This window comes from Nostoc sp. DedQUE04 (assembly GCF_034530995.1).
Lineage (GTDB): Bacteria > Cyanobacteriota > Cyanobacteriia > Cyanobacteriales > Nostocaceae > Nostoc.
Genome location: NZ_JAVRCA010000065.1, coordinates 16,646 through 38,836 on the forward strand (window position 1 = coordinate 16,646; position 22,191 = coordinate 38,836).

18 protein-coding genes and 1 tRNA gene are annotated in these 22,191 nt (G+C 41.8%); 10 read left to right on the plus strand and 9 right to left on the minus strand.

Annotated features, from left to right (window positions below):
* Positions 1–346 precede the first annotated feature (346 nt).
* Entirely contained in the window at positions 347–985 is a 639-nt protein-coding gene (locus RM049_RS31260; RefSeq protein ID WP_322689971.1) for an MOSC domain-containing protein, read from the plus strand.
* A 534-nt stretch (positions 986–1,519) separates the two neighbouring features.
* A complete protein-coding gene (locus RM049_RS31265) occupies positions 1,520–6,988 on the plus strand; it encodes an AAA family ATPase (protein WP_322706939.1) in 5,469 nt (1,822 codons plus the stop codon).
* A gap of 271 nt (positions 6,989–7,259) precedes the next feature.
* Here the strand turns inward: RM049_RS31265 and RM049_RS31270 are convergent, their stop codons facing one another.
* Together RM049_RS31270 and RM049_RS31275 are read right to left on the minus strand one after the other, a co-directional pair.
* Complete coding sequence (locus RM049_RS31270) at positions 7,260–7,781, minus strand: type IV pilin-like G/H family protein (RefSeq protein WP_322706940.1); 522 nt, start codon at positions 7,779–7,781, stop codon at positions 7,260–7,262.
* A gap of 336 nt (positions 7,782–8,117) precedes the next feature.
* Positions 8,118–8,918, minus strand: a complete 801-nt coding sequence (locus tag RM049_RS31275; RefSeq protein ID WP_322706941.1) for an RMD1 family protein — start codon at positions 8,916–8,918, stop codon at positions 8,118–8,120.
* A 236-nt stretch (positions 8,919–9,154) separates the two neighbouring features.
* Between RM049_RS31275 and RM049_RS31280 the strand changes: the two genes are divergently transcribed.
* Both RM049_RS31280 and RM049_RS31285 read left to right on the plus strand, forming a co-directional pair.
* Positions 9,155–10,639 (plus strand): CIA30 family protein, encoded by a 1,485-nt coding sequence (locus RM049_RS31280; protein WP_322706942.1) that lies wholly within the window; start codon positions 9,155–9,157, stop codon positions 10,637–10,639.
* Between the two features lie 79 nt (positions 10,640–10,718).
* Positions 10,719–11,066: a hypothetical protein gene (locus RM049_RS31285; RefSeq protein WP_322706943.1), complete on the plus strand. Its 348-nt coding sequence runs from the start codon at positions 10,719–10,721 to the stop codon at positions 11,064–11,066.
* A gap of 202 nt (positions 11,067–11,268) precedes the next feature.
* On the opposite strand, the gene RM049_RS31290 is transcribed toward RM049_RS31285, so the two are convergent.
* From RM049_RS31290 to RM049_RS31305, 4 genes are all read right to left on the minus strand, one after another.
* Positions 11,269–12,783: a GH3 family domain-containing protein gene (locus RM049_RS31290; protein ID WP_322706944.1), complete on the minus strand. Its 1,515-nt coding sequence runs from the start codon at positions 12,781–12,783 to the stop codon at positions 11,269–11,271.
* Entirely contained in the window at positions 12,783–13,391 is a 609-nt protein-coding gene (locus RM049_RS31295; protein ID WP_322706946.1) for an acyl transferase, read from the minus strand. The genes RM049_RS31290 and RM049_RS31295 overlap by 1 nt, the downstream gene beginning before the upstream one ends.
* Complete coding sequence (locus tag RM049_RS31300; RefSeq protein WP_322706947.1) at positions 13,391–14,140, minus strand: sterol desaturase family protein; 750 nt, start codon at positions 14,138–14,140, stop codon at positions 13,391–13,393. Before RM049_RS31300 ends, RM049_RS31295 begins: the two co-directional genes overlap by 1 nt.
* Positions 14,141–14,237: 97 nt before the next feature.
* A complete protein-coding gene (locus RM049_RS31305) occupies positions 14,238–14,426 on the minus strand; it encodes a hypothetical protein (protein WP_322689963.1) in 189 nt (62 codons plus the stop codon).
* Positions 14,427–14,561: 135 nt separating this feature from the next.
* On the opposite strand from RM049_RS31305, the gene RM049_RS31310 reads away from it, so the two are divergent.
* A complete protein-coding gene (locus RM049_RS31310) occupies positions 14,562–16,202 on the plus strand; it encodes a metallophosphoesterase family protein (protein ID WP_322706948.1) in 1,641 nt (546 codons plus the stop codon).
* 369 nt (positions 16,203–16,571) lie between these two features.
* On the opposite strand, the gene RM049_RS31315 is transcribed toward RM049_RS31310, so the two are convergent.
* Positions 16,572–17,504 carry a serine hydrolase gene (locus RM049_RS31315; RefSeq protein ID WP_322706949.1) on the minus strand — a complete coding sequence of 311 codons (933 nt, stop codon included), beginning with the start codon at positions 17,502–17,504 and terminating at the stop codon, positions 16,572–16,574.
* A 9-nt stretch (positions 17,505–17,513) separates the two neighbouring features.
* Here RM049_RS31315 and RM049_RS31320 point away from each other — a divergent pair, with 9 nt between their 5' ends.
* The 3 genes from RM049_RS31320 to RM049_RS31330 all read left to right on the plus strand — a co-directional run bounded on the left by RM049_RS31320 (position 17,514) and on the right by RM049_RS31330 (position 20,736).
* Positions 17,514–18,242, plus strand: coding sequence for a C40 family peptidase (locus RM049_RS31320; protein ID WP_322706950.1), 729 nt, complete (start codon positions 17,514–17,516; stop codon positions 18,240–18,242).
* A gap of 14 nt (positions 18,243–18,256) precedes the next feature.
* Complete coding sequence (locus RM049_RS31325) at positions 18,257–19,270, plus strand: glycosyltransferase family 2 protein (RefSeq protein ID WP_322686142.1); 1,014 nt, start codon at positions 18,257–18,259, stop codon at positions 19,268–19,270.
* 212 nt (positions 19,271–19,482) lie between these two features.
* A complete protein-coding gene (locus RM049_RS31330; RefSeq protein ID WP_322706952.1) occupies positions 19,483–20,736 on the plus strand; it encodes an MFS transporter in 1,254 nt (417 codons plus the stop codon).
* A gap of 39 nt (positions 20,737–20,775) precedes the next feature.
* Here the strand turns inward: RM049_RS31330 and RM049_RS31335 are convergent.
* Positions 20,776–20,849 (minus strand) — tRNA-Arg (locus RM049_RS31335).
* A 34-nt stretch (positions 20,850–20,883) separates the two neighbouring features.
* On the opposite strand from RM049_RS31335, the gene moaC reads away from it, so the two are divergent.
* Positions 20,884–21,393 carry a cyclic pyranopterin monophosphate synthase MoaC gene (gene moaC / locus RM049_RS31340; RefSeq protein ID WP_322706953.1) on the plus strand — a complete coding sequence of 170 codons (510 nt, stop codon included), beginning with the start codon at positions 20,884–20,886 and terminating at the stop codon, positions 21,391–21,393.
* 124 nt (positions 21,394–21,517) lie between these two features.
* Here the strand turns inward: moaC and RM049_RS39430 are convergent, their stop codons facing one another.
* Positions 21,518–21,577 carry a DUF2795 domain-containing protein gene (locus tag RM049_RS39430; protein WP_416211665.1) on the minus strand — a complete coding sequence of 20 codons (60 nt, stop codon included), beginning with the start codon at positions 21,575–21,577 and terminating at the stop codon, positions 21,518–21,520.
* Between the two features lie 89 nt (positions 21,578–21,666).
* On the opposite strand from RM049_RS39430, the gene RM049_RS31345 reads away from it, so the two are divergent.
* A partial coding sequence (locus tag RM049_RS31345; protein WP_322706954.1) for a calcium-binding protein occupies positions 21,667–22,191 on the plus strand: 525 nt, incomplete at its 3' end.

The following is a 22,191-nucleotide window of genomic DNA, read 5'->3' on the forward strand; positions in this document are numbered from 1 at the left end:
AAGCCTCTTGAAGTTGTGTTGAGTTTTTTCACGCAATCAAATAATAGCCTTATATTCAATTAACTTGTAAAAAGCTGAAGTTGTGTAATTACTTAGCTGAAAAATCAAGGGACTAATTAGCAGTCAGTAGTTTTACTATTGCCGATGAATTCACAGTATCCGACATATTCATGCCACACATCCACCTTTTCTGCTTGTTTGGGTGCAGTATTCATACCTGGAGAATACACAAATGCGATCGCCTCATTTCAGAAAACTGTATGATTAACGAATATCTGCTTAAAGACCATATCACCCAGTTTTTATTCTGCAAGGAGTCCACTGCTATGAATGCAAACATCTGAAAATGAAACTTATCTCTGTCAACGTCGGACTTCCACGTGAAGTTACCTGGAAAGGGAAAACAGTTAGCACTGGAATTTTCAAAGAGCCAGTTAGCGATCGCGTTACTGTGCGATCGCTTAATTTGGATGGGGATGGACAGGCTGATTTAACCGTTCATGGAGGAGCAGATAAAGCAGTTTATCTATACCCATTCGAGCATTACGAGTATTGGCGGGGTGAATTGCCTGATACAGAACTGCCGTTAGGTATCTTTGGTGAAAATTTTACGACTACTGGATTGAGAGAAGAAGAAGTGAACATTGGCGATCGCTTTGGGATTGGCAATGTCAGGTTAATGGTGACACAACCTCGCTTACCCTGCTACAAACTGGGGATTCGCTTTAGACGACCTGATATAGTTAAGCAATTTCTCGCAAGTCGTCGAACCGGATTTTACTTCCGTGTTTTGCAAGAGGGCGAAGTTGGAGCCGGAGACAATTTAGAGTTAGTGAGCCGGGATAATAATAACATCACGGTTGCCGATATCACTCAACTTTATGTGCGCGAGCAGGATAATCCAGAGTTACTTCACCGTGCTACTCAACTTGAAGCCTTACCCGAAAGTTGGCGCGACTATTTCCAGAGAAAATTAGGTAATTGACACTCTCACCGCCACAGCGTAGCTTTGGCGGGGTGGAGTTATTCAGGTTTAATAAGTAATCTAGCGGACATGATATAGGACTCATATTTGATTGCGTGAAAAAAACTCAGTACACCTTTATTCCTTCTTCCCAGTCCCCATTACCCCTTATCCCCAGAGGGGGCCCCACCATCCCCAGTTCCCAGTCCCTAGTCCCTACGATTAATTCAGAAATCAAATCGGATTGCTATATTAGATATCTTTTATCGAGAAGCTAGCTCCCGCGAAAATCCAACGATTCTTTTGTTGCAGAGAAAATAGGCGTTGGCTTTGATTCGTTGTGTCATGTCTTTACTTGCGGCTGCGATAAGATAAGCGTTACTTCATTACAGTTCAAAAACACGCAAAATCCCGTGAAAATAAAGTAATAATATACACTTTTATTTAAAATAATTCATGTAACATCTCGTAAAAATATGCTTATTTTTGTCTCACATGTTACAAAGCTAAACTTGCATGGGCATATTAAGAATGCTTATATTGCAAGAGAAAACAATGACAGCTACTTTATCTGGTTATCAACTTCTCGAAACCCTTCACTCCGGTAGTAAAACCGTCATTTATCGTGGACGGCGAGAAACCGATAATGTCTCTGTGGCGATCAAAACTCTTCTGTGCGAACATCCACCACTGGAAGATATTGCTCGACTGCGCCACGAATATCAAATCATTGAGTCACTGCGAATTCCTGGCATTGTTAAAGCCTACGAGTTAAAGAATTATCAGCATGGTTTGGCTTTGGTTTTGGAAGATATTCCGGGTTGCTTGCTCAAAGAAATAATTGCGACTCAAAAAACTACCTTGATTACTTTTCTTAAGGTGGCGATTAATTTGGCACAGACTTTAGGAGAGCTACACGCCCAAAAAATTATACATAAAGATATTAAGCCGCACAATATTTTAATTAATCCCGAATCTGGGGAAGTCAAACTGATTGACTTCAGTATCTCCTCGCGCCTCGATCGAGAAAATCCTACTTTGAGCAATCCTAATTTGCTTGAAGGTACACTTGCCTATATGTCGCCTGAGCAAACAGGCAGAATGAACCGGGTGTGTGACTATCGCACCGACTTCTACTCGTTGGGTGTCACCTTGTATGAAATGCTAACTGGTACGCTGCCGTTTTATGCTAGTGACCCGATGGAGTTGATCCACTGTCACATCGCCAAAATGCCAGTCGCACCCTGTAGCGAAACCGTGTGTCGTGTTCTGGAAGATGTGCCAGAGGCAATTAGTGCAATTATTTTGAAGCTGTTAGCGAAAACAGCAGAGGAGCGCTATCAAAGCGCTTGGGGACTGAAAGCCGATTTAGAGGAATGCTTGTTTCAACTTCAAGTGATTGGCAAGATTGAAAACTTCGTACCAGGAAGACGGGACAAATCTGGGCATTTTTTGATTGGACAACAACTCTACGGACGCGAAGCAGAAGTAGCAACATTAATGACTGCATTTGAGCGTGTGGCAGGAGGTAGCAGCGAACTCATGCTCGTCTCTGGTTATTCGGGCATTGGCAAGACGAGTGTCGTCAATGAAGTTCATAAACCGATTGTTGGGGCCAGAGGTTATTTCATTGCAGGCAAGTTCGATCAGTTCAAACGCAATATTCCATACACGTCGTTGATTCAGGCGTTCCAATCTTTGAGCCAGCAATTACTCACCGAAAGCGTTGCCCAAATCCAAGGGTGGAAAGAGAAACTGTTAACTGCGTTGGGAGAAAACGGGCAAGTCATTATTGATGTGATTCCCGAAGTCGAACTCATTATTGGAACTCAGCCACCTGTAACACAATTGGGAGCAACAGAATCTCAAAACCGTTTCAATCGCGTTTTTGGGCAATTCATTGGGGTATTCACGAACCAAGACCATCCCTTAGTTGTCTTTCTGGATGACTTGCAGTGGGCAGATTCGGCATCACTGAACTTAATTGAGCTATTGATGACGGATACTGAGCGCAAATATTTATTGCTAATCGGGGCATACCGTGATAATGAAGTGTCGCCCACTCATCCATTGATGATGAGTTTGTCCAAAATTCAATCCTCTGGTGCGGTGGTGAATAACATCGTCTTGTCATCATTGCAGTTAACGGATGTGGAAGCGTTAATTAGCGATACATTGAATCACATAGAACACAGTCAGCCACTAGCAGAATTACTATTCCACAAAACTGGAGGAAACCCCTTCTTCTTAACACAACTGCTGAAAACCCTACACCAAGAAGACTTACTAACATACGACTTCCATTCAGGAGTATGGCAATGGAATATCCAACATATTCAAGCAATCGGCATTACTGACCTGAATGTTGTTGAATTGACAGCGAGAAATATTCGCAAACTGTCATTAGAAACACAACAAGTTCTTAAACTGGCTGCTTGTATTGGTAATACTTTTAACTTGGATGTATTGGCGATCGTCAACGAAGTATCTTCTCTTACAACTGCGGCGCAGTTGTGGTCAGCCCTGCAAGCTGGGTTAATTCTGCCGTTAAATCAGGATTACAAAATTCCCTTAGTGTTTAGTCAGGAAGATTCTGACGAAATTACTTTAACTGATGTCAAGGTTGATTACAAGTTTTTACATGACAGAGTACAGCAAGCGGCGTATTCTCTGATTCCCGACGATCGCAAGAAAGCAACGCATCTGAAAATTGGTCAATTACTGCTACAAAATACAACACTAGAAGAACGCAAAGAAAATATATTTGCTTTAGTTAATCAACTCAATTACGGTACTGATTTACTGATATCTGAAGCAGAAAAATATCAACTTGCAGAACTAAATCTCATTGCAGGTCAAAGAGCAAAAGCAGCCACAGCCCACGATTCCGCCATCAAATATTTGCAAGTTGGTTTGGGACTGTTAACAGAAGAAAGCTGGAAGTGTGAATATGCACTGACATTAGCACTGCACTCAGAAGCGGCAGAGGCAGCTTTTTTGAGCGGTGATTTTGAAGAAATGCAGAGATTGTTTGAGATCGTCCAAAACCGTGCTATGACGCTACTGGACAAAATTAAAGTGTATGAAGTCCAAATGCAAGCTTATATGGCGCAGAACAGGTTGCTAGAAGCGGTTAACACAGCGCTACAAGTTTTAAAACTCTTAGGGGTGGAGTTTCCTCAAGAACCGAACGCGTCAGATATTGGGCAAGGATTGGCTGACACTGCGGCAATTTTAAGTGGAAGACGAATTGAGGATTTAATTGAACTACCTCAAATGAGCGATCGCTATAAATTAGCAGCCATTAGACTTTTGTCAAGTATCTTTGCTCCTGCATATATTGTTGCTCCTACACTGTTGCCCTTGACGGTGTGCAAACAAGTACAATTATCCGTCGAATATGGTAATGCTACCGTTTCTCCTTTTGCTTATGCCAATTATGGTTTTCTTCTGTGTGCGATTGTGGGAGATATTGATTCAGGTTATAAATTTGGTCAGTTGGCTTTAAATCTAGTGTCAAAGTTAAATGCTCAAGAAATCAAAGCCAAGACAGTTTTCATCGTAAATCTATTTATCCGACATTGGAAAGAGCATCTGAAAGAAAGCTTAGAGCCTTTGCTGTCAGGTTACTCTAGCGGAATGGAGACAGGAGATTTAGAATATGCAGGCTATAGTCTATTCCAGTACTCCTGTTTAGCTTACTTTAGCGGTAAAGAATTAACTGTTCTTGAAAGAGAAATAGCAAGAAACAGAGATGCTATTCATAAAATTAAGCAAAAAACAGCGCTTAATTATATAGAAATTTATTGGCAGGCTACCTTAAATCTACTGGGAAAAAGTGAAAATCCCTGCCTGCTTAAGGGTGAAGCCTGCGATGAACAGATCGGGTTGCCACTGCACCAGCAAGCAAACGACAACGGGGGAGTTGGCTACATATATTTGAACAAATTTTTGCTTTGTTATTGGTTTGAAAATTACTCGGAAGCGATTGAGAATCTCGCTATAGCCCAGAAGTATTTAGATGTAGTGGTAGGAATGCCCTTTGTTCCGGTATTAAATTTTTACGATTCTTTAGTACGGCTAGCAGTATATGCCGATCGCTCAGAGTCAGAGCAAAAGGCCATCCTCGATCGCGTCCAAGCTAATCAAGAAAAAATCCAAAAATGGGCGGATTATGCCCCAATGAATCATTTACACAAATTCTATTTGGTAGAGGCAGAACGGCATCGGGTTTTAGGTGAAAAAATCGAAGCGATCGAGATGTATGAAAAAGCGATCGCACTTGCTAAAGAAAACGAGTATATCAACGAAGAAGCGATCGCCCACGAACTCGCAGCCAAATTCTATTTGTCATGGCGTAAAGAAGCGATCGCCCAAACATACATGACAAATGCTTACTACGCCTATAGCCATTGGGGTGCTGTTGCTAAAGTCAAAGATTTAGAAGCACGCTATCCGCAATTAATTTTGCGGTCAAACACAGAAAAAACAGAAACGAATTACCTATACACTCTTCAAACAAGCTCTACGACTACAGAAAACGCTCACATTCTTGACTTTATGACAGTGATGAAAGCTGCACAGGTGCTGTCAGAAGAAATGGTGCTAAATCACCTGCTCGAAAAATTGATGAAGATTGTCATCGAAAATGCTGGTGCTCAACAAGGTTACTTTATTGCCACGCACGAGAATAAATGGATATTAGAAGCGACGGGAATAGTTATCGGTAAGGAGGTTAGCGTTGTTGTTAACGCAGACAATAAAACTAATTCACCCTTACTCCCGGTTGCCTTATGCAACTATGTGGAAAGAACTAGAAACAATCTGGTTTTAGACAATGCTGTTAAAGACTCCCGTTTTGCGACTGATGCTTATATCACCACTTACCAATCCAAGTCAATTTTGTGTTTGCCGCTGATTCACTCTGGCAAGTTTACTGGGATTATTTACCTGGAAAATAATCTCATTTCTGGTGCTTTTACCCCAGAACGGGTAAATGTGCTGAGTTTGTTGATAGCACAAATTTCGATTGCGATCGACAACGCCCGTCTTTACACCAACTTGCAAGCTTACTCAGAACAACTGGAAGCTAAATCACAAGAACTCGAAACTAAAAATGAAGCTTTGCAAGCATCCGAAACGCGAGAGCGAGAAAAAGCCGAACAAATCGAAAAATCTCTGTATAAACTACAACAAACTCAGGCTCAACTTGTGCAGACCGAGAAAATGTCGAGCTTGGGGCAACTGGTAGCTGGGGTTGCTCACGAAATCAACAATCCAGTCAATTTTATCTTTGGCAATCTGACCCATGCCAACAGTTACACCCAAGAGGTGCTAAGACTGCTGGAACTTTATCAGAAGCATTACCCATCTCCCCATTCAGAGATTCAGTCAGAAGCAGAGGCGATCGATCTAGAATTCGTACTAGAAGACCTGCCGAAGCTACTGTCTTCTATGTGGGTTGGGGCAGACCGGATTCGGCAAATTGTCGCTTCTCTGCGAACTTTCTCACGTATGGACGAAGCCGAAATTAAAGCTGTTAATATTCATGAGGGCATTGACAGTACCATAATGATTCTGCAACATCGCCTCAAAGCCAAGTCAGATCGTCCCGGTATTGAGCTTGTTAAACATTACGGCAATTTGCCCCAAGTAGAATGCTATGCAGGGCAGCTAAATCAAGTATTTATGAATGTGTTGAGTAATGCGATCGATGCTTTGGAAGAGTCATTAACGAACAATCAAGGACAAATTACAACTCCAACTATTACTATTCACACTGAACAAATTGATGCTCATCAAATTGAAATTCGGATTGCAGACAATGGGATGAGTATACCAGAGCCTATTCGCCGTCGCTTGTTCGATCCTTTCTTCACCACAAAACCTGTAGGTAAAGGAACAGGTATGGGCTTGTCGATTAGCTACCAAATCGTTACGGAAAAACATGGTGGTTCACTCTCTTGCACTTCAGAACCCGGCGAGGGAGCGGAGTTTCAAATCCGTATTCCAGTTTGTCAGTAAGTTAGTAATAACATTGCTGGGTAGTGGTAAATATCGGTTTTACCCCACCCTAACCCTCCCCTTGCAAAGGGGAGGGAACTGGATTTTCCGGTTTCCCCCCAATGCATCGGGGGGATTAAGGGGGGTAATTCAACTTGTGTATACACGGTAGCCCCGCTTGCGGGGAGGGGTGCAATGATTGTGGGAATCATAACTAATTATGCGGACATGATATCACTCATTAGTTTATAACAAATAAAAAAATAGAATTAGCGATTTTCATCAACCCATCTTAGTTGATAGTTTGAAACCCGATAGGGCAGCTAAACTTATCTTGCTTGAAAACAGGTTTGGGAGGTTCATCTAAAGTCTGTTTCTCGGAACGGCACATTATTGAAACAGTAGTTTTGTTTTGTGTATCGTAAGCAACTGCGCCTACAAGGCTGTTAAAACCCTTTTTTGTCAGACCTAATTTCAATAAATCAGTCGGTAGCTCTTTTGTAGGCGTTGCATATATAAATGACTTATTCTTACCCATTTCTACAGAATATCGATAGTGGGTTGTAGCTGCTGGTGCATCTCCATCTCCAAGCTCTAACAAGCTATAGGATTGAGCAAAAACTGATTTTTCGGAAAAATATGCTTGTTGTGCCCTAATAAAACTTCCAATTGTAATTTTACTGCTATTATTACAGCCACAGCTGGGTGGAACTTGAATAAAAATAGTTAAAATTCCAAGCGGTAATCCTCCAAGTCCAACAAGCAACAAGATTCTTTTAAAGTTAATTTTGGTACGGTCATTTTGCTTAGTCATATTTAACGTATACGACTTGAGAAGGAGTTGATACTTCAACTTAGCATTATCAAGCAAGGCGATCGCTGCTGTTTTCTGCCTAGTTTCAGTTCGTAGCCGAGCTTGCAACTTATTAATAGTGTCGCTCTGAATTTTGAGTAGTTGCGATCGCTCCCTCGCCATCTCACAACCCCAAATTTACAGCGATTTTCAGGTAAATGAACCACAAGTAGACCTCTCTCCAAACCTCTCTCCTACGAGGAGAGAGGCTTTGATTTTCTCCCCTTCCCTTGTAGGGAAGGGGCTGGAGGTTAGGTCTCATAATTGTGGTCTAAATACATGAAAACTGCTGTAAAATTAGCTTTTGAAAAGGATGTCATAAAGTGACAGCAGAATCTCTACCACAATCAGAATCACCACATACCACTCTACTCGCTGACTACTGCTATGCTGCATGAACTCTAGCACCGTTTGAGCGGTTTGGGCAATTAGCTCTAGTTTACGTTCCAGAGCATGGTGACGCTCGCGAATTTCGTATTCATCCTCCAAGCGCAGATATAAGTTTTCTAGCTGTGGAGATTCCCAGAGCAACTCTGGTTTATCGATAATCTCTACTTGACCTACAATCTTATGTTGAACTAATAAAGTAGTCCCAAGTTGACGCAGTAATTCCCGGCTTTGTTGTCTACTTCTGTTTTCACGCTGGAGACTAGCTGCAAACGGTTCAATTTGATCGAATACAGTCGCTAGGCTGGTTTCATAGTGAGACAACACAACACTCTTGGCGAGAATATCAGCCACTATCTGCAAGCGTTCTATACTCAATTCATGCAGTAAAATTTTTCCTTCTTTGGCTCGTTCACTCTCACTAATACTGAGATGAACTTCTACCTCTTCTGTTTCTGGGTCAGCAAAAGGGCCGCTGATTTGAGAGGATAGGTTGGTCAAAAAGGCTACCTTTTCTCCAGGCTCAAGGTTAAACAGGACAACTGCACCATAAGCCAACAATACTGCGTAGCCTTCTTCACCGGCTCTAATCATTAGTGGCATACTCGCCAAGGAAACGTAATTATCCAGCGTCTTTAAGTTAATACCTTTACCAAGGAATAGGGCCTGCGCTCTAAATCTATCTTTGTCATTAAAAAGGAGTTTTTGCATTATTGCCCGGAAGCTATATTTTGCCTGCTTTACTGCTCTGGTAACGATACTAATTGATGCCTTTGTCGGAGATAACTACAATTTCAGCTTACCATTTCGTCTTTCCCCTACAGCCTACACCCTGTTTTTGATATTTTTGCGCTCTAAATAAATTACAGCGCTTTTCAAGTAATTGAACTACACTGCTCGCCACTCCCCAAAATTGTTAGAGTAAATAAAGTTATGAGGACGCAAATATGACTGACAAAAATCGTTCTCAATGGGACTTAGGCAGGTTTATCGAAACCCTGACTTACTTTGAGGTAATTCCTTTCCTTAACTGGGTACAGCAATTAATCCAAGGTCGTCCTAAGGATAATCAATATAGACCCAATGGGGGAAGAAACGTGGGTGTAATATTAGTAGCAGGTGCAACAGGTGGTGTCGGTAAACGAGTCGTGCAGCGATCGCGTAAACTAGGTTATAAAGTTCGCGCTCTAGTTCGAGATATTGACAAAGCGCGGTCAATTCTTGGTAATGATATCGATTTAGTAGTTGCGGATATCACGCAACCAGAAACTTTAACTCCTTTAGTTCTTTCTGATATCCAAGCTGTAATTTGTTGCACAGCAGTACGCGTACAACCAGTTGAGGGAGACACAGCAGACAGAGCTAAATATTATCAAGGTGTTAAATTTTACCAGCCAGAAATTGTTGGTGACACTCCCGAAAATGTAGAATATCAAGGAGTCAAAAACTTAGTTGAAGCAGCGGCAAAATATCTACCCCAAGCAAACGAAAAACTAATATTTGATTTCACCAAGCCATCAGCAGAATTAAAAGATAACTGGGGAGCGTTGGATGATGTTGTCATGGGTGGCGTGAGTGCCAGTAATATCCAATTAGTAGAAAATACAGCTTTATTTGCGGGTAATGTCTCCACTGCTAACTCTGGCGGATTTGCTTCTGTCAGAACTAAGAATTTTGATCCACCCTTCAACTTATCTAGTTATAAAGGTGTAAAATTGCGTGTCAAAGGTGACGGTCAACGCTATAAAATCTTTCTGCGGACAGATACAACATGGGATGGTGTTGGCTACAGCTATTCTTTCGATACCGTAGCTAATACTTGGATAGATATTCAGGTTCCCTTTGCAGATTTGATTCCTGTATTTCGGGCAAAAGTTGTCAAAGATGCGCCGCCAATTGAGCAAAGTAGAATTTGTTCATTCCAACTGATGTTGAGCAAATTTGAACATGATGGCGCTTTAAATCCCAAATTTTCCCCAGGTGGTTTTACTTTCCAGTTGGAATCAATTAAAGCTTATGGGGGGGCAAGTTTACCACAATTTATCCTCGTCAGTTCAGCAGGTGTCACTCGTCCCGGTCGTCCTGGCATTAATTTAGATGAAGAACCGCCAGCAGTGAAATTAAATGACCAATTGGGAGGAATTTTAACTTGGAAGTTGAAGGGAGAAGATAGTTTAAGAGAAAGCGGAATTCCTTATACAATTATTAGACCTTGTGCCTTAACTGAAGACCCAGGAGGTAAGGAATTAATATTTGAGCAAGGTGATAATATTAGAGGCAAAATCAGTCGTGAGGATGTGGCAGAACTTTGCGTACAAGCGCTAAAAATAGGAAAAGCGTCTAACGTCACATTTGAGGTTAAACAGGGAGAAAATACTGTCAATATCGATTGGCAGAGTTTATTTTCTAACTTACAACCAGATAAGAGATGAAATATCTACAGATTTTTAATCTGTAACTAGATTAGCAAAGTCTGGTTAGATAGACTGTTCTAACAAGTCAGCTATTGGTATGAAAAAAATCAAGGTGCTAGTAATCGCCGGGATTTTAGTAACAATTATCTGGGGCAGTTTTTTTTCTAAAACTGCCTCATCGCAGCAAGTAGAGTCTCGCATCTACAATCTGGAAGCGGATTTGAATCGTGTTGAGTCGCGGTTAAATCAGCTAGAGTCTCAGCTAGGTAGAACTCGCCAGTCTCCATCTTCAAGAACAACACTTACCCCACGACAGTCAACTGGTTCTAGAAGGAACTTATCACAGCAAGATCCGATGTTCGATCGGCTTGCAACTTTGGTGATTGAATTGAAGCAACAAGTTAATAAATTAGAGCAGCGAGTTGCTAAATTAGAATCACGTTAAATATTTAATCAAATTTTAAAAGGCTAGTACTGCAAGGCGGAATTAAAAATTAAAAATTAAAAATGAACACATTAAGGTGAGAGACGCGGTGAATCGCCGAAGGTGAGAGACGCGATGAATCGCCGTCTCTACAATAATCAGTTTTTTGTATTGACGGCGATTTCTAATTTTCATCAAAAAATTTTAACCGAACTGGATTGAGCTATTTTTGGACAATTTTCACCTGCAATTCTCGTAAAAGTTCAGTGCTAATGGGTGATGTTGCCAGAATTGGATGCTTAATACCTCCCCAAATACTTCCAGTGCGGATACGATGGGAAACTAATATTTCAGGAATTTCACTAGAGATTAAAACTTGTGGTGGTGTAAGTTGACCAATGGCTCTCGCTCTCTTGTAATGATACGATTCTGATAAAGCCAGATCCAGCTGTTCCGCAATAATTTCTCGGGTTTGTGTTGCCGAATCTAGTAATAGAATATAGTGTGGAGGATCGGCAATAGGTATCAAGCTTTTAAAATTAGTTTCTTGCAAGTTCAGCAGAGTCAGAGCATTATTTACAAAAGTTTCTTGCAACTTTTCTCCCACCAAATCGCTAATAGCTTGATGTCGTCCGAGAAACTCTAAACAGGGAGTGTGGCGATAGTAATGAGTTACCCGAATGCGATCGCCAATTCGATAACGATACAATCCTCCTTTTTGGGATAAAATAACCGTGTATTCGTTACCAGTGCTGAGTTCGTGTAAACCATGTAAGCAACCAGTCTCATCCTCAAACTCGAAAAATACTTCATCCAGAACCGGCACACATCCCCCAGCGACAATCAAGGGAATCGTTATTGGGGCTTCCGTTGCGAGTAGTCCTTTACCTTGAATGAATACACCTGGAAATTTTAATCTTAATCCTTGCGCTTGATCTGCTGCATTGGCGCTATCCCAGCAGGAAATCAGCTTCAAATTTGGCCAGAGTTGCATCCAGGGAATATTACTTTCGCACAGGTGTTGCAACCGATGATGTGAAATCCGGTTGTGTAATTCTCCTCGCAATAAATCTTGATTTTCTTGAATATATTTTAAATGAACTTGTAGAAAACTAGGACTCCAAATAGAGATAATTTCTAGTTTTTCAGCCTCTAATAATGCCAAAGCCAGTTGATGTTTAAATAAGTTCGCATCATGTAGCCGATTAAGTTTATTTGGCATCACCAACCAAGGACGCAAAAACCAACGCAACCAGCCATCTAAGTAATCTAAATCATCTTGTAAAGTTTGGCTATCAGCTACATTTAATTGCGGCGAGATACAAGCATAAATCTTGCCTGTGGAAAATTTCGGCCCATGTACAATCAGATCGTGTGCCCATACACAGAACATTTGATTAAACGATCGCCGCAAGGATTGAGTATAAGGAATCCATTTTACTGCTCCACTACTACCAGAGGTTTTTTCGTAGAACAAAATGGCTTCTGGTGTCAGGGAAATTTGCTGCTGTTTTTGATTTAAGTAAGGTTCGAGTGTATCATAATCTACAATTGGTACACGCTGCCAATCGTTTACAGAATGAATCCCCAAAGTTTTACCATACTCACTTTTGATTAGGCGATCGCAAATTTCCTTTTGTACAAATGTCTGCGTTAACTCTGGATTATCCAAAGCTTGATGAAATCGCCTCGCCGTTGGTACGAGAGTTTGCCCAAAAAGCTGAATAATCGGACGCATTATTGCACCTTTTGATTAGGATAAAGGTTACTGACTGCTGGTACATAAGAACCCTCAGCAATGACTACACCAGCAGCAAGATTAGATCCGGCTCCCACAAAAACATTGCTGCCAATCTTGACTTTTTTGACATACAACATTAAGTTTTGCTTGCGGGGTTTAATGACATGAGAATAGATACCGACACGATGCCCGATAACGACGCGATCGCCAATTTCTAATAAACTGCGATCGGCAATTTCTAAACTTGGTGTCCAATATACATCTCGCCCCACTTTAGCACCCCACAATCGCAACCAACAGGAAAACACCCCTGGAATCAATCGCAGCACTGCTTCCAACACTGGAATTGCAATAAAAATTACTTGGATTTGATGACTACCCCACCAGGAATTATATTCTTTATTTTGTAAATAATTAATACCTTCCCGCACAGGATAAACCCATTCATGCAAGCGGTAAACTAGCACTGGTAGCCCATAAATAGACAGGAACACCCCCAGAATGCTGAAGATGTTGGGTGAATAGGCGAGATAGACTATTGCTGCCCCAGTTAGCAATAATACAAAGCCGGGAAAAAACAAAAGAATTTTACTTAGAACAGTCATTAAAATGGGAATAAAAGTTTTTGAAACAAGTTTAATGAGCTAGGAATTCCGATTATAGATGGCATTTTTTGGCTTTCATAATATGTCCCATGTAACTTATCCCAAATTTTGAGATTAGCCCCATAGTTATAATTGTGGATTTCACGGCAATGATGCCAAGCATGATCCTGTGGCAAGATTAACCAAGAAGATAAAAATTGATAAAACCAGCTATTTTCAGGAATTATCAAGCGGCTATGTCGCCATAAATCTAAGGCAGAAGTTAGACTTACTCCAAGTACATAACCTGTAGGATCGGCTAAAAGATATAAAAATAAAGTGTGTATCCATAAATAAATAATTAATAAACTTGTCCAAAGTGTGTTGCGAGAAGTTCCTAATACATCCATCTGAGTAACAGTATGATGAACTTGATGAACCTTCCAGAAAAATTTTGTATGTAATAAGCGATGATTCCAATAATATAAATAATCAATCACAACAAACCCGATCAGAAAACTCGGAATTAATGATAATTTTAAATCTCCTTGCTGAGTTGGTAATAAATTTTGATAAAGCCAATAAACTAAAGTAGCTTGTAGTAAAGGAATCAAAATGCCTTGAATCATTAGCCCTGTACCATCTAGCAACCAATCTTCATGACTTTTAACTTGAAGTTGAGTTCTGCCAATTTGATTGGTAATAGTCCAACCAACTAATCCGATAAAAGAGCCAAAAATTAGTAGTTGGGAAAAAGTTTGTATTTCCACTTTTGATTACTCACACTGATATTGAATTTAGGTAAGAATTCAGTAGCCAGAATTCAGTAGTCAGAATAGTTAAAGAATCAGAAAAATACTTGATACATCAATTTAGCGATCGTAACTGCATTTCTGTGAAATTCTGATTTCTGACTCCTGGGTGCTGAATTATTACGAATTTAGCAACTAATTGCCCTGTCTGGTTTACTTGCTGCTGACGGTTTAATAAATCCGGTAGCTGCTGGAGTAATTGTTCGGGATTTTCCACACATTTCTTATAATAAAATGCGTTCATTCGGCGATCGCCCTAAAATTTGGTGTGTTACTCATGCTCAGACGCTTACGCAGCCTAACAATTTCCTCAGTAGCGATACTTATGCTTGTTATATGCTTTACTCTGGTAGGTGTGCGTTCATTTGGGCAAACAATTATGACATCAGCACCCCAACTGCTCACCGACCCATTTTTGCAATTGCCAACTGCAACTTCAGTGCAAGTAGTTTGGTTTACTGAATTTGCTGGTGTTAATCACACAGTAACCTATGGGGAAAATCTCAAACAAACTGCTAGGGCAAGTACTACCAAACTCAGTCGCACACGTGAAGACCAACAATCAAGAGTTGCAAACCAAACCCAAGACGGACAAGTTTATCAAAAACCCGTCCAGCGAGACATTTGGCGACATGAGGCTGAGGTAACTGGGTTAACTCCTGGTGTGCGGGTTAACTATCGTGTTACGAGTGTGCAAGAAGACGGCAAAAGTGTAGACAGTGGTGTTTTCAGCCTTGCAGCTACTCCCAAATCAGATACACCACTAAAAATTCTACTGACCTCAGATCATCAATTAAAGCCGATGACAGCGGCAAATCTGCAAAAGGTGGTAGAAACAGTGGGGCGAGTTGATGGCGTGTGGTTTGCCGGCGATTTGGTCAATGTTAGCGATCGCGCCTCAGAATGGTTTGATGATAATGGTGGTGGTGCGTTGTTTCCCGGTTTGCAAGGTCATGCTAAATATGAAATGTCACACGATGGTGTAAAGACAACCTACACTGGTGGACAAATAATTCAACATGCACCCATGTTTACTTGCATTGGCAATCATGAGGTGATGGGGCGGTTTGCTAGGACAGGGAGTTTAAATGATGAATTTGATGATACAATTCCCCGTGCCGTTGCTCAAAGAATCTACCCAGATAAATCTTTAATCGATAATTCTTTTAATACTAATACTTATGAAGAGATTTTCTCTTTACCAAAAAGTAAAGAGGGTGGAAAAAGATATTATGCAGTTAGTTTTGGTGATACGCGTTTGGTGGTACTGTACGCTACAAATATGTGGCGGACTCCCAAATTAGAGGGAAAGTTTAAGGGTAGATATCGAGAAGCTGAAAAGGATTTAAATAATCCTGAAAATTGGGGTTATGGACAGGTGATTTATGAGCCAATTGCTAAAGGCAGCAAGCAATATAATTGGCTAGAGTTGGAACTTAACAGCCCTGAGTTTCAACAAGCAAAATACAAAGTTGTGATGTTCCATCATCCACCCCATACTTTGGGTGATAATATAGTTCCTGCTTATACAGAACCAGTACAGATAATTGAACGGGATAGCGGCAATATCAAAGCAGTGCGTTACGAGTATCCCAAAGACGCAGATTATATTATCCGCGATATTGTCTCAATACTTGAAGCAGCTAATGTGCAATTGGTATTCTATGGGCATTCCCATTTGTGGAACCGCTTTGTTAGTCCCAGTGGAATGCACTTTCTAGAAACATCTAATGTTGGTAATACTTACGGTGCTGCTTGGGGTGATAGAAAGCGAGAAGTGCCAATTGGATATCAAGAGGATTATGTTAAGCTTGGCGATCCCAATGGGTTAGAACCGATAGTGCCAACAATTGCCCCCTTGCTGGGTGAAGATGGCAAGCCGATGCCTTATATTGCAAGTAATGATATTACGGTTTTCAGTATCTTTGATACGGGGGCAGGTACGATAAGTAGTTATCGCTTTGATACTCGCAAGCCTGATTCGGAAGTTTTGAAGTTTGATGAATTTAAGTTGAAATAGTCATCCTTACCCTTACCGCCTGGGAATAAATTCCCAGGCTAATAGCTAAAGTCCTCTCAAGAGGACTAAATGATTTCATATATGAAAATGATTTTGCATGATATTAAAATTCTTGTAGAGACTAGCAATTGCAACGTCTCTACATCTGGATTCATACCGCAATTAGGCAAAGCCAAATTTTTAGCCAGCCATATAGATGGCTATCATATCTAAAATAGAGAATTTCAGTCCACTTGAGTGGACTTTAGCTATCAGCCCAGAACTTCAGTTCTGGGCGGGATATGGGGTGAGCGCAATACTTTGACTGTTACAAAAATATGGCTAACGACAAGTAAAAAATGGGGTATCTCTTCTGGGTAAATCCTAAAATCATAGACTAGCGATCGCTTCGGCAACTCGCCCTGAAACAAAAGGCAAAATATCCCGATTCTTAGCTTGGGCTTTCCCTTCAGTAAATACCACTAAAAGATAAGGGCGCTGTTCTGGTAACTCAATATACGCTGCATCATGGCGAACTTGACTTGTCCAACCTGCCTTTGACCAAATTTGAGCATTTTCAGGCAGTCCACCGCCTAAGAAACCTGTCACCTGATTTTCCTCGCCGTCAGAGGACAAATCTTTGAGAGGACGTTTCAGTAAAGCCATCATTGATTGCGATCGCGTACTTGAAACCGCCACTCCACCTACAATACTATGCAGTAACCTAGCGATCGCATTTGTGGTTAACATATTACGATTTTCTAGTAACTCCCCCACAAACGCCCGTTCCCGTCCATAAGGGCCATCACCCCAAGTTTTTTGACAGACGTTAATCGTCTCCATTTCTTCCCAACCCAAAGATTGGTAATAGCGGTTAACAATATTACGCTGATATTTCCAGGTTTCAAAGGGGCCGATTGGTAATTCTGGCCCTGATGTGGTACCACTCAAAATATCCACAACCAAGCTGGTAGCATCGTTACTAGAATCGACAATCATATCCTGCAAAGCTCGCTCCAACTCCTTGGAGATTTGACTCATGCCTTTTTCTAGCCATTCGTTTACCGCTACCAGATAAAATAGCTTGACTACACTGGCAGGATAAATCCGCTCAACACCGCGATAAGTGAAACCACGAACTGGGTGATCCCAAAAAGCGTTAGGAGTCAGCGCCCCACCAGTATTGACTCGCACTGGTGGATCGTAAACAACCCAAGTCAAGGCAATTTGGTTACGCGCTAAGGTTGGAAATGCTGCCCAAGTTGCATCTAAAATGCCATTACCAAGATTCTCTAGTTGTTCGTCTTTATTAAAAAAAATCATTCTCTGATAATGTCCTTTAATCTAAAATCCAAAATGATTCGACTGAGCGAAGCTGAAGTCCAAAATCCCAAATCAGGCGAGTATCAGTGTTTAGCTGACCTGAATTTATATGATTCTCCTGAATGTACGCGTTTAGCAACTCAAGCTGCATCTGGGAGACATTTGTGGGTAACATCAAATCATCAAAATTTGGCGGTTGAGGTGTATTTATGTGAAGATGACTATCCGGGATGGGTATCTGTTTCAGATTTTGATTCATTACAATCTGCTACTGTACCTTATCAGGCTGCAACATTTTCTGAATCGGAGATTAAAAAACTCTTAGCAGAGATTATCGCCTTTACCCAAAAAGCGATGCAACAATCAAATTATTACCTTTGGGGTGGTACGGTTGGGCCAAATTATGACTGTTCTGGGTTAATGCAGGCGGCGTTTGCTTCGGTGGGTATTTGGCTACCTAGAGATGCCTATCAACAGGAAGGATTCATTCAACCAATTACGATTGCAGAATTAGCAGCCGGGGATCTGGTATTTTTTGGAACTAGGCAAAAAGCTACCCATGTCGGGCTTTATTTGGCCGATGGTTATTATATCCATAGTTCTGGGAAAGAGCAGGGACGGAATGGGATCGGAATTGATATTCTCTCGGAACAGGGAGATGCGGTTAGTCAGTCGTACTATCAGCAGCTGCGAGGTGCTGGTAGAGTTTTTAAGAGTTACGAACCACAGAGACGCTGAGGGCGCTGAGGCTTATGAGGAGTGGGTTGATCGAGCAAGGGGTAATGGGGGAAAATGGGGCGATTTCAGCAATTGTCCCAGATGTTTCGGTGGTAGTACCAATACATGACGAGGTGGAGAGTTTGCCGCTTTTACTAGAAGCGATCGCCTCTACTTTATCTTTTAGTCAGGTAAATTATGAAATCATTTGTGTAGATGATGGTTCTACAGATGGTTCTGGAGATTTTCTCAAAGAACAGGCGCAAGTTCGTACTGATTTAAAAGCGGTGATTTTGCGTCGCAACTACGGACAAACTGCGGCGATGGCTGCTGGATTTTATTATGCAGTCGGTAAAGCGATCGTCACTTTAGATGCCGATCTCCAGAACGATCCGGCTGATATCCCGATGTTATTAGCAAAGCTGGACGAAGGTTACGATTTGGTGAGTGGTTGGCGGCAAAAACGCCAAGATGGGGCTGTAAATCGATTACTTCCTTCCAAAATTGCCAATTGGCTAATTCGCCGCACCACTAGCGTGAATATTCATGACTATGGCTGTTCGCTGAAAGCCTATCGTGCAGAACTGTTGGCAGATATGAACCTCTACGGCGAACTACATCGATTTTTACCTGCTTTGGCATACATCGAAGGAGCTAGAATTACCGAAATACCTGTACGTCATCACGCCCGCCGCTTTGGTCGTAGTAAATATGGAATTTGGCGGACATTCCGGGTATTGATGGATTTGTTAACCATTCTATTTATGAAAAAATTCCTCACCCGTCCGATGCACGTTTTTGGGTTATTGGGCTTGATTTCCATGTTTTCGGGCACTGCGATCGGAATTTACTTGACTTTCGTCAAATTAGCTTTAGGTCAAATGATTGGCAATCGCCCTTTGTTGATTTTAGCAGTTCTTTTGTTACTAACAGGAGTGCAGTTGTTTTGCTTCGGACTTTTAGCAGAATTGCTCATGCGTACATACCACGAATCCCAAGGACGGCCTATCTATCGCGTGCGAGAGGTGGTAGCAAAAAATGTTAAGTAAGGTAACAATGGTAGTCATTGGTCATTGGTCATTGGGCATTGGGCATTGGTCATTGGGCATTGGGCACTTGTACTGAGCGAAGTCGAAGTATTGGTCATTGGTCATTAGCAAATAATTAACAGTAAATATTGGTTGACTCTAGACAAATGACAAATGACAAATGACAAATGACAAATGACAAATGACAAAAAACTAGTTAAATTGCATCTACCTTGAAAGTATTTAATACATTTAATGCCGAACTGCGGCACAACCTGCTGATTTTATTTACGGCAGGTTTATTATTCTGGTCGAGCATATCTTCGCTCTTACCAACCCTACCGCTTTACATCGATGATGTGGGCGCAAGCAAGCAAGAAATTGGGCTTGTGATGGGCAGTTTCGCAATTGGTTTATTGCTCTCTCGCCCGATGCTGGGTCGGTTAGCCGATGAACGCGATCGCAAAATTGTCTTGTTGATTGGTACGATCGTAGCTGCGATCGCACCCTTTGGTTACTTGGCAACCCGATCTATTGGGTTATTGATCCTAGTGCGGATTTTTCACGGCGTTAGTGTTGCCGCTTTTACCACTGGCTACAGTGCCTTAGTTACAGATTTAGCGCCCAGCCAAACTCGTGGTGAAATCATTGGGTACATGACCCTAGCAACTCCTATTGGTTTAGCAATTGGCCCGGCCTTGGGAGGGTATTTAGAAGCTACTAATGGTTACGGGATATTATTTCTATTATCCGCCGAATTGGCTTTTGTCGCACTCTTAGGGATTTTACAAGTTACGAATCCGCCAGTGCAAACGCAGGAGCAAACGCAGGGAGAGGATCGCAAATTTTGGCAAATTTTGGTCAGCCCACGGGTGAGAGTTCCAACTATAGTTATGTTGCTGGTTGGTTTGTCTCTTGGTGCTGTACATACTTTTGTGTCGTTGTTCCTCAAATCCACTGAAGTGGACTTCAATGGCGGACTATTTTTTACAGCTGCGGCAATTTCTAGTTTTAGTATCAGGATATTTGCTGGTAAGGCAAGCGATCGCTTAGGGCGGGGTTTGTTTATTACCTTTGGGATTTTTTGCTACGTTTTAGCGTTAATACTGCTGTGGCAGGCTTACAGCCCGATCGTTTTCTTACTGGCTGCGATCGCTGAAGGTGCTGGTGGTGGTACACTGTTCTCGATGATGGTTACTATGATGGCAGATCGCTCCCTGCCGCAAGAACGGGGGAAAATTTTTGCTATCTGCATAGCTGGACTCGATTTGGGAATTGCGATCGCTGCTCCTCTTTTGGGCATTATCGCAGAACTTGTAGGCTACCGCGATATGTTTGGCTACGGTGCTGCAATTACTTCTTTAGCACTTATCCTCTTCCTCACCCATTCAAGCAAAAACCTATCCAACTCACTGCGCTTTGCACTAGGTCTAGCTCCAGATGCCTACGCCTTGAAAAACCTAAAAGTTAGGAGTGATGAAATTTAATTCCTCACTCCTAACTTTCAACTCTTAACTTGTTAAAAACGGGCGAGGAGGGATTCGAACCCCCGACACCGTGGTCCGTAGCCACGTGCTCTAGTCCACTGAGCTACACGCCCTCACCGACAATCTATATTAACACGTTCTAACCAAATGGCGCAAGATAATTTTCCAGCTAATTTTGCCAACTTAACCCATCTAGATCCCCAAGGACAGGCACAGATGGTAGATGTGTCTGATAAAGCACCTACCATTCGCCAAGCAGTAGCAGCTGCTAAGGTGCGAATGCTGCCAGCCACCTTCGCTGCCATTCAAGCCGGAAATGTCCCAAAAGGGGATGTGTTGGCAACTGCAAGATTGGCTGGAATTATGGCAGCCAAGCAAACAGCCACTTTAATTCCCCTGTGTCATCCGTTGCCTTTGCAAAAAATCGCAGTCGAAATCATACCCGATCCCCAACTACCGGGTTATCAAATTCAAGCCACAGTTAAAACCAAAGCTGAAACTGGTGTAGAGATGGAAGCCTTAACTGCCGTTTCTGTCGCTGCTTTGACTTTATACGATATGGCAAAAGCTTTAGAAAAGTCGATTCAAATTGAATCAATTCGTTTAATAAGTAAAAGTGGCGGGAAATCAGGAGATTATTCGCCGGCAGAGCAATAAGCTGCGCCGCTCTGCCTTTGTGCTGCGACAACCTGAAGAAGCGTCTACGTTAAAAAAAATTGACTTTGACAAAGAGTTAAGCCTTAACACAAGTGTATTGAGAAATAATCACCTTATCTACTCCTTATTTTCTAGCGTGCTGAATCAATTCTTGTTTTTTAGCAGGATAGTCAACACCTTTCAAGTGTCTAGATAATTAACTGAAATTAATACACAAATCCTGACAGAAAATGTGACAATTTTCCCAAATACTGTTTTGGATATTCAGTAGCCATGTTAAGTATCAAAGATATTGAAATTCAGAATATTCCCCTAAGTGCTGCTAGCAACGATATCCTCGAAGGCACCAGCGTTGCCGATACCCTGATTGGCGGCAAGGGCGATGATCTTCTCAAAGGTTACGGTGGTGCTGATATTTATCGTTATACTCTTGGGGACGGCAACGACACCCTCAATGATTCTGAATACAACGGCGGCAACGACCAGCTTATATTCTCCGGCACTGGTCTGACTGCCAGCAATGCGATTGTTACACGCCTCGGTAGCAGCTATGACCTGAAGATTTCTTTTGGTGGTGTAATCGGCTCCGTCATCCTCAAGGATCAAGTTTATCGCACTGATGACTACGGCGTTGAAAAGATTACCTTCAGCGATGGAACCATCTGGAATGAAGCGCAGTTGCGAAATGCTTACCTTACCTTGGGTGCTGCTAGCAACGATATCCTCGAAGGCACCAGCGTTGTCGATACCCTGATTGGCGGCAAGGGCGATGATCTTCTCAAAGGTTACGGTGGTGCT

Bases quoted from the DNA above. Each gene is read 5' to 3' on its own strand.
- RM049_RS31260 (WP_322689971.1), top strand. From the start codon at position 347: ATGAAACTTATCTCTGTCAACGTCGGACTTCCACGTGAAGTTACCTGG.
- RM049_RS31265 (WP_322706939.1), top strand. From the start codon at position 1,520: ATGACAGCTACTTTATCTGGTTATCAACTTCTCGAAACCCTTCACTCC.
- RM049_RS31270 (WP_322706940.1), bottom strand. From the start codon at position 7,781: ATGACTAAGCAAAATGACCGTACCAAAATTAACTTTAAAAGAATCTTG.
- RM049_RS31275 (WP_322706941.1), bottom strand. From the start codon at position 8,918: ATGCAAAAACTCCTTTTTAATGACAAAGATAGATTTAGAGCGCAGGCC.
- RM049_RS31280 (WP_322706942.1), top strand. From the start codon at position 9,155: ATGACTGACAAAAATCGTTCTCAATGGGACTTAGGCAGGTTTATCGAA.
- RM049_RS31285 (WP_322706943.1), top strand. From the start codon at position 10,719: ATGAAAAAAATCAAGGTGCTAGTAATCGCCGGGATTTTAGTAACAATT.
- RM049_RS31290 (WP_322706944.1), bottom strand. From the start codon at position 12,783: ATGCGTCCGATTATTCAGCTTTTTGGGCAAACTCTCGTACCAACGGCG.
- RM049_RS31295 (WP_322706946.1), bottom strand. From the start codon at position 13,391: ATGACTGTTCTAAGTAAAATTCTTTTGTTTTTTCCCGGCTTTGTATTA.
- RM049_RS31305 (WP_322689963.1), bottom strand. From the start codon at position 14,426: ATGAACGCATTTTATTATAAGAAATGTGTGGAAAATCCCGAACAATTA.
- RM049_RS31310 (WP_322706948.1), top strand. From the start codon at position 14,562: ATGACATCAGCACCCCAACTGCTCACCGACCCATTTTTGCAATTGCCA.
- RM049_RS31315 (WP_322706949.1), bottom strand. From the start codon at position 17,504: ATGATTTTTTTTAATAAAGACGAACAACTAGAGAATCTTGGTAATGGC.
- RM049_RS31320 (WP_322706950.1), top strand. From the start codon at position 17,514: ATGTCCTTTAATCTAAAATCCAAAATGATTCGACTGAGCGAAGCTGAA.
- RM049_RS31325 (WP_322686142.1), top strand. From the start codon at position 18,257: ATGAGGAGTGGGTTGATCGAGCAAGGGGTAATGGGGGAAAATGGGGCG.
- moaC (WP_322706953.1), top strand. From the start codon at position 20,884: ATGGCGCAAGATAATTTTCCAGCTAATTTTGCCAACTTAACCCATCTA.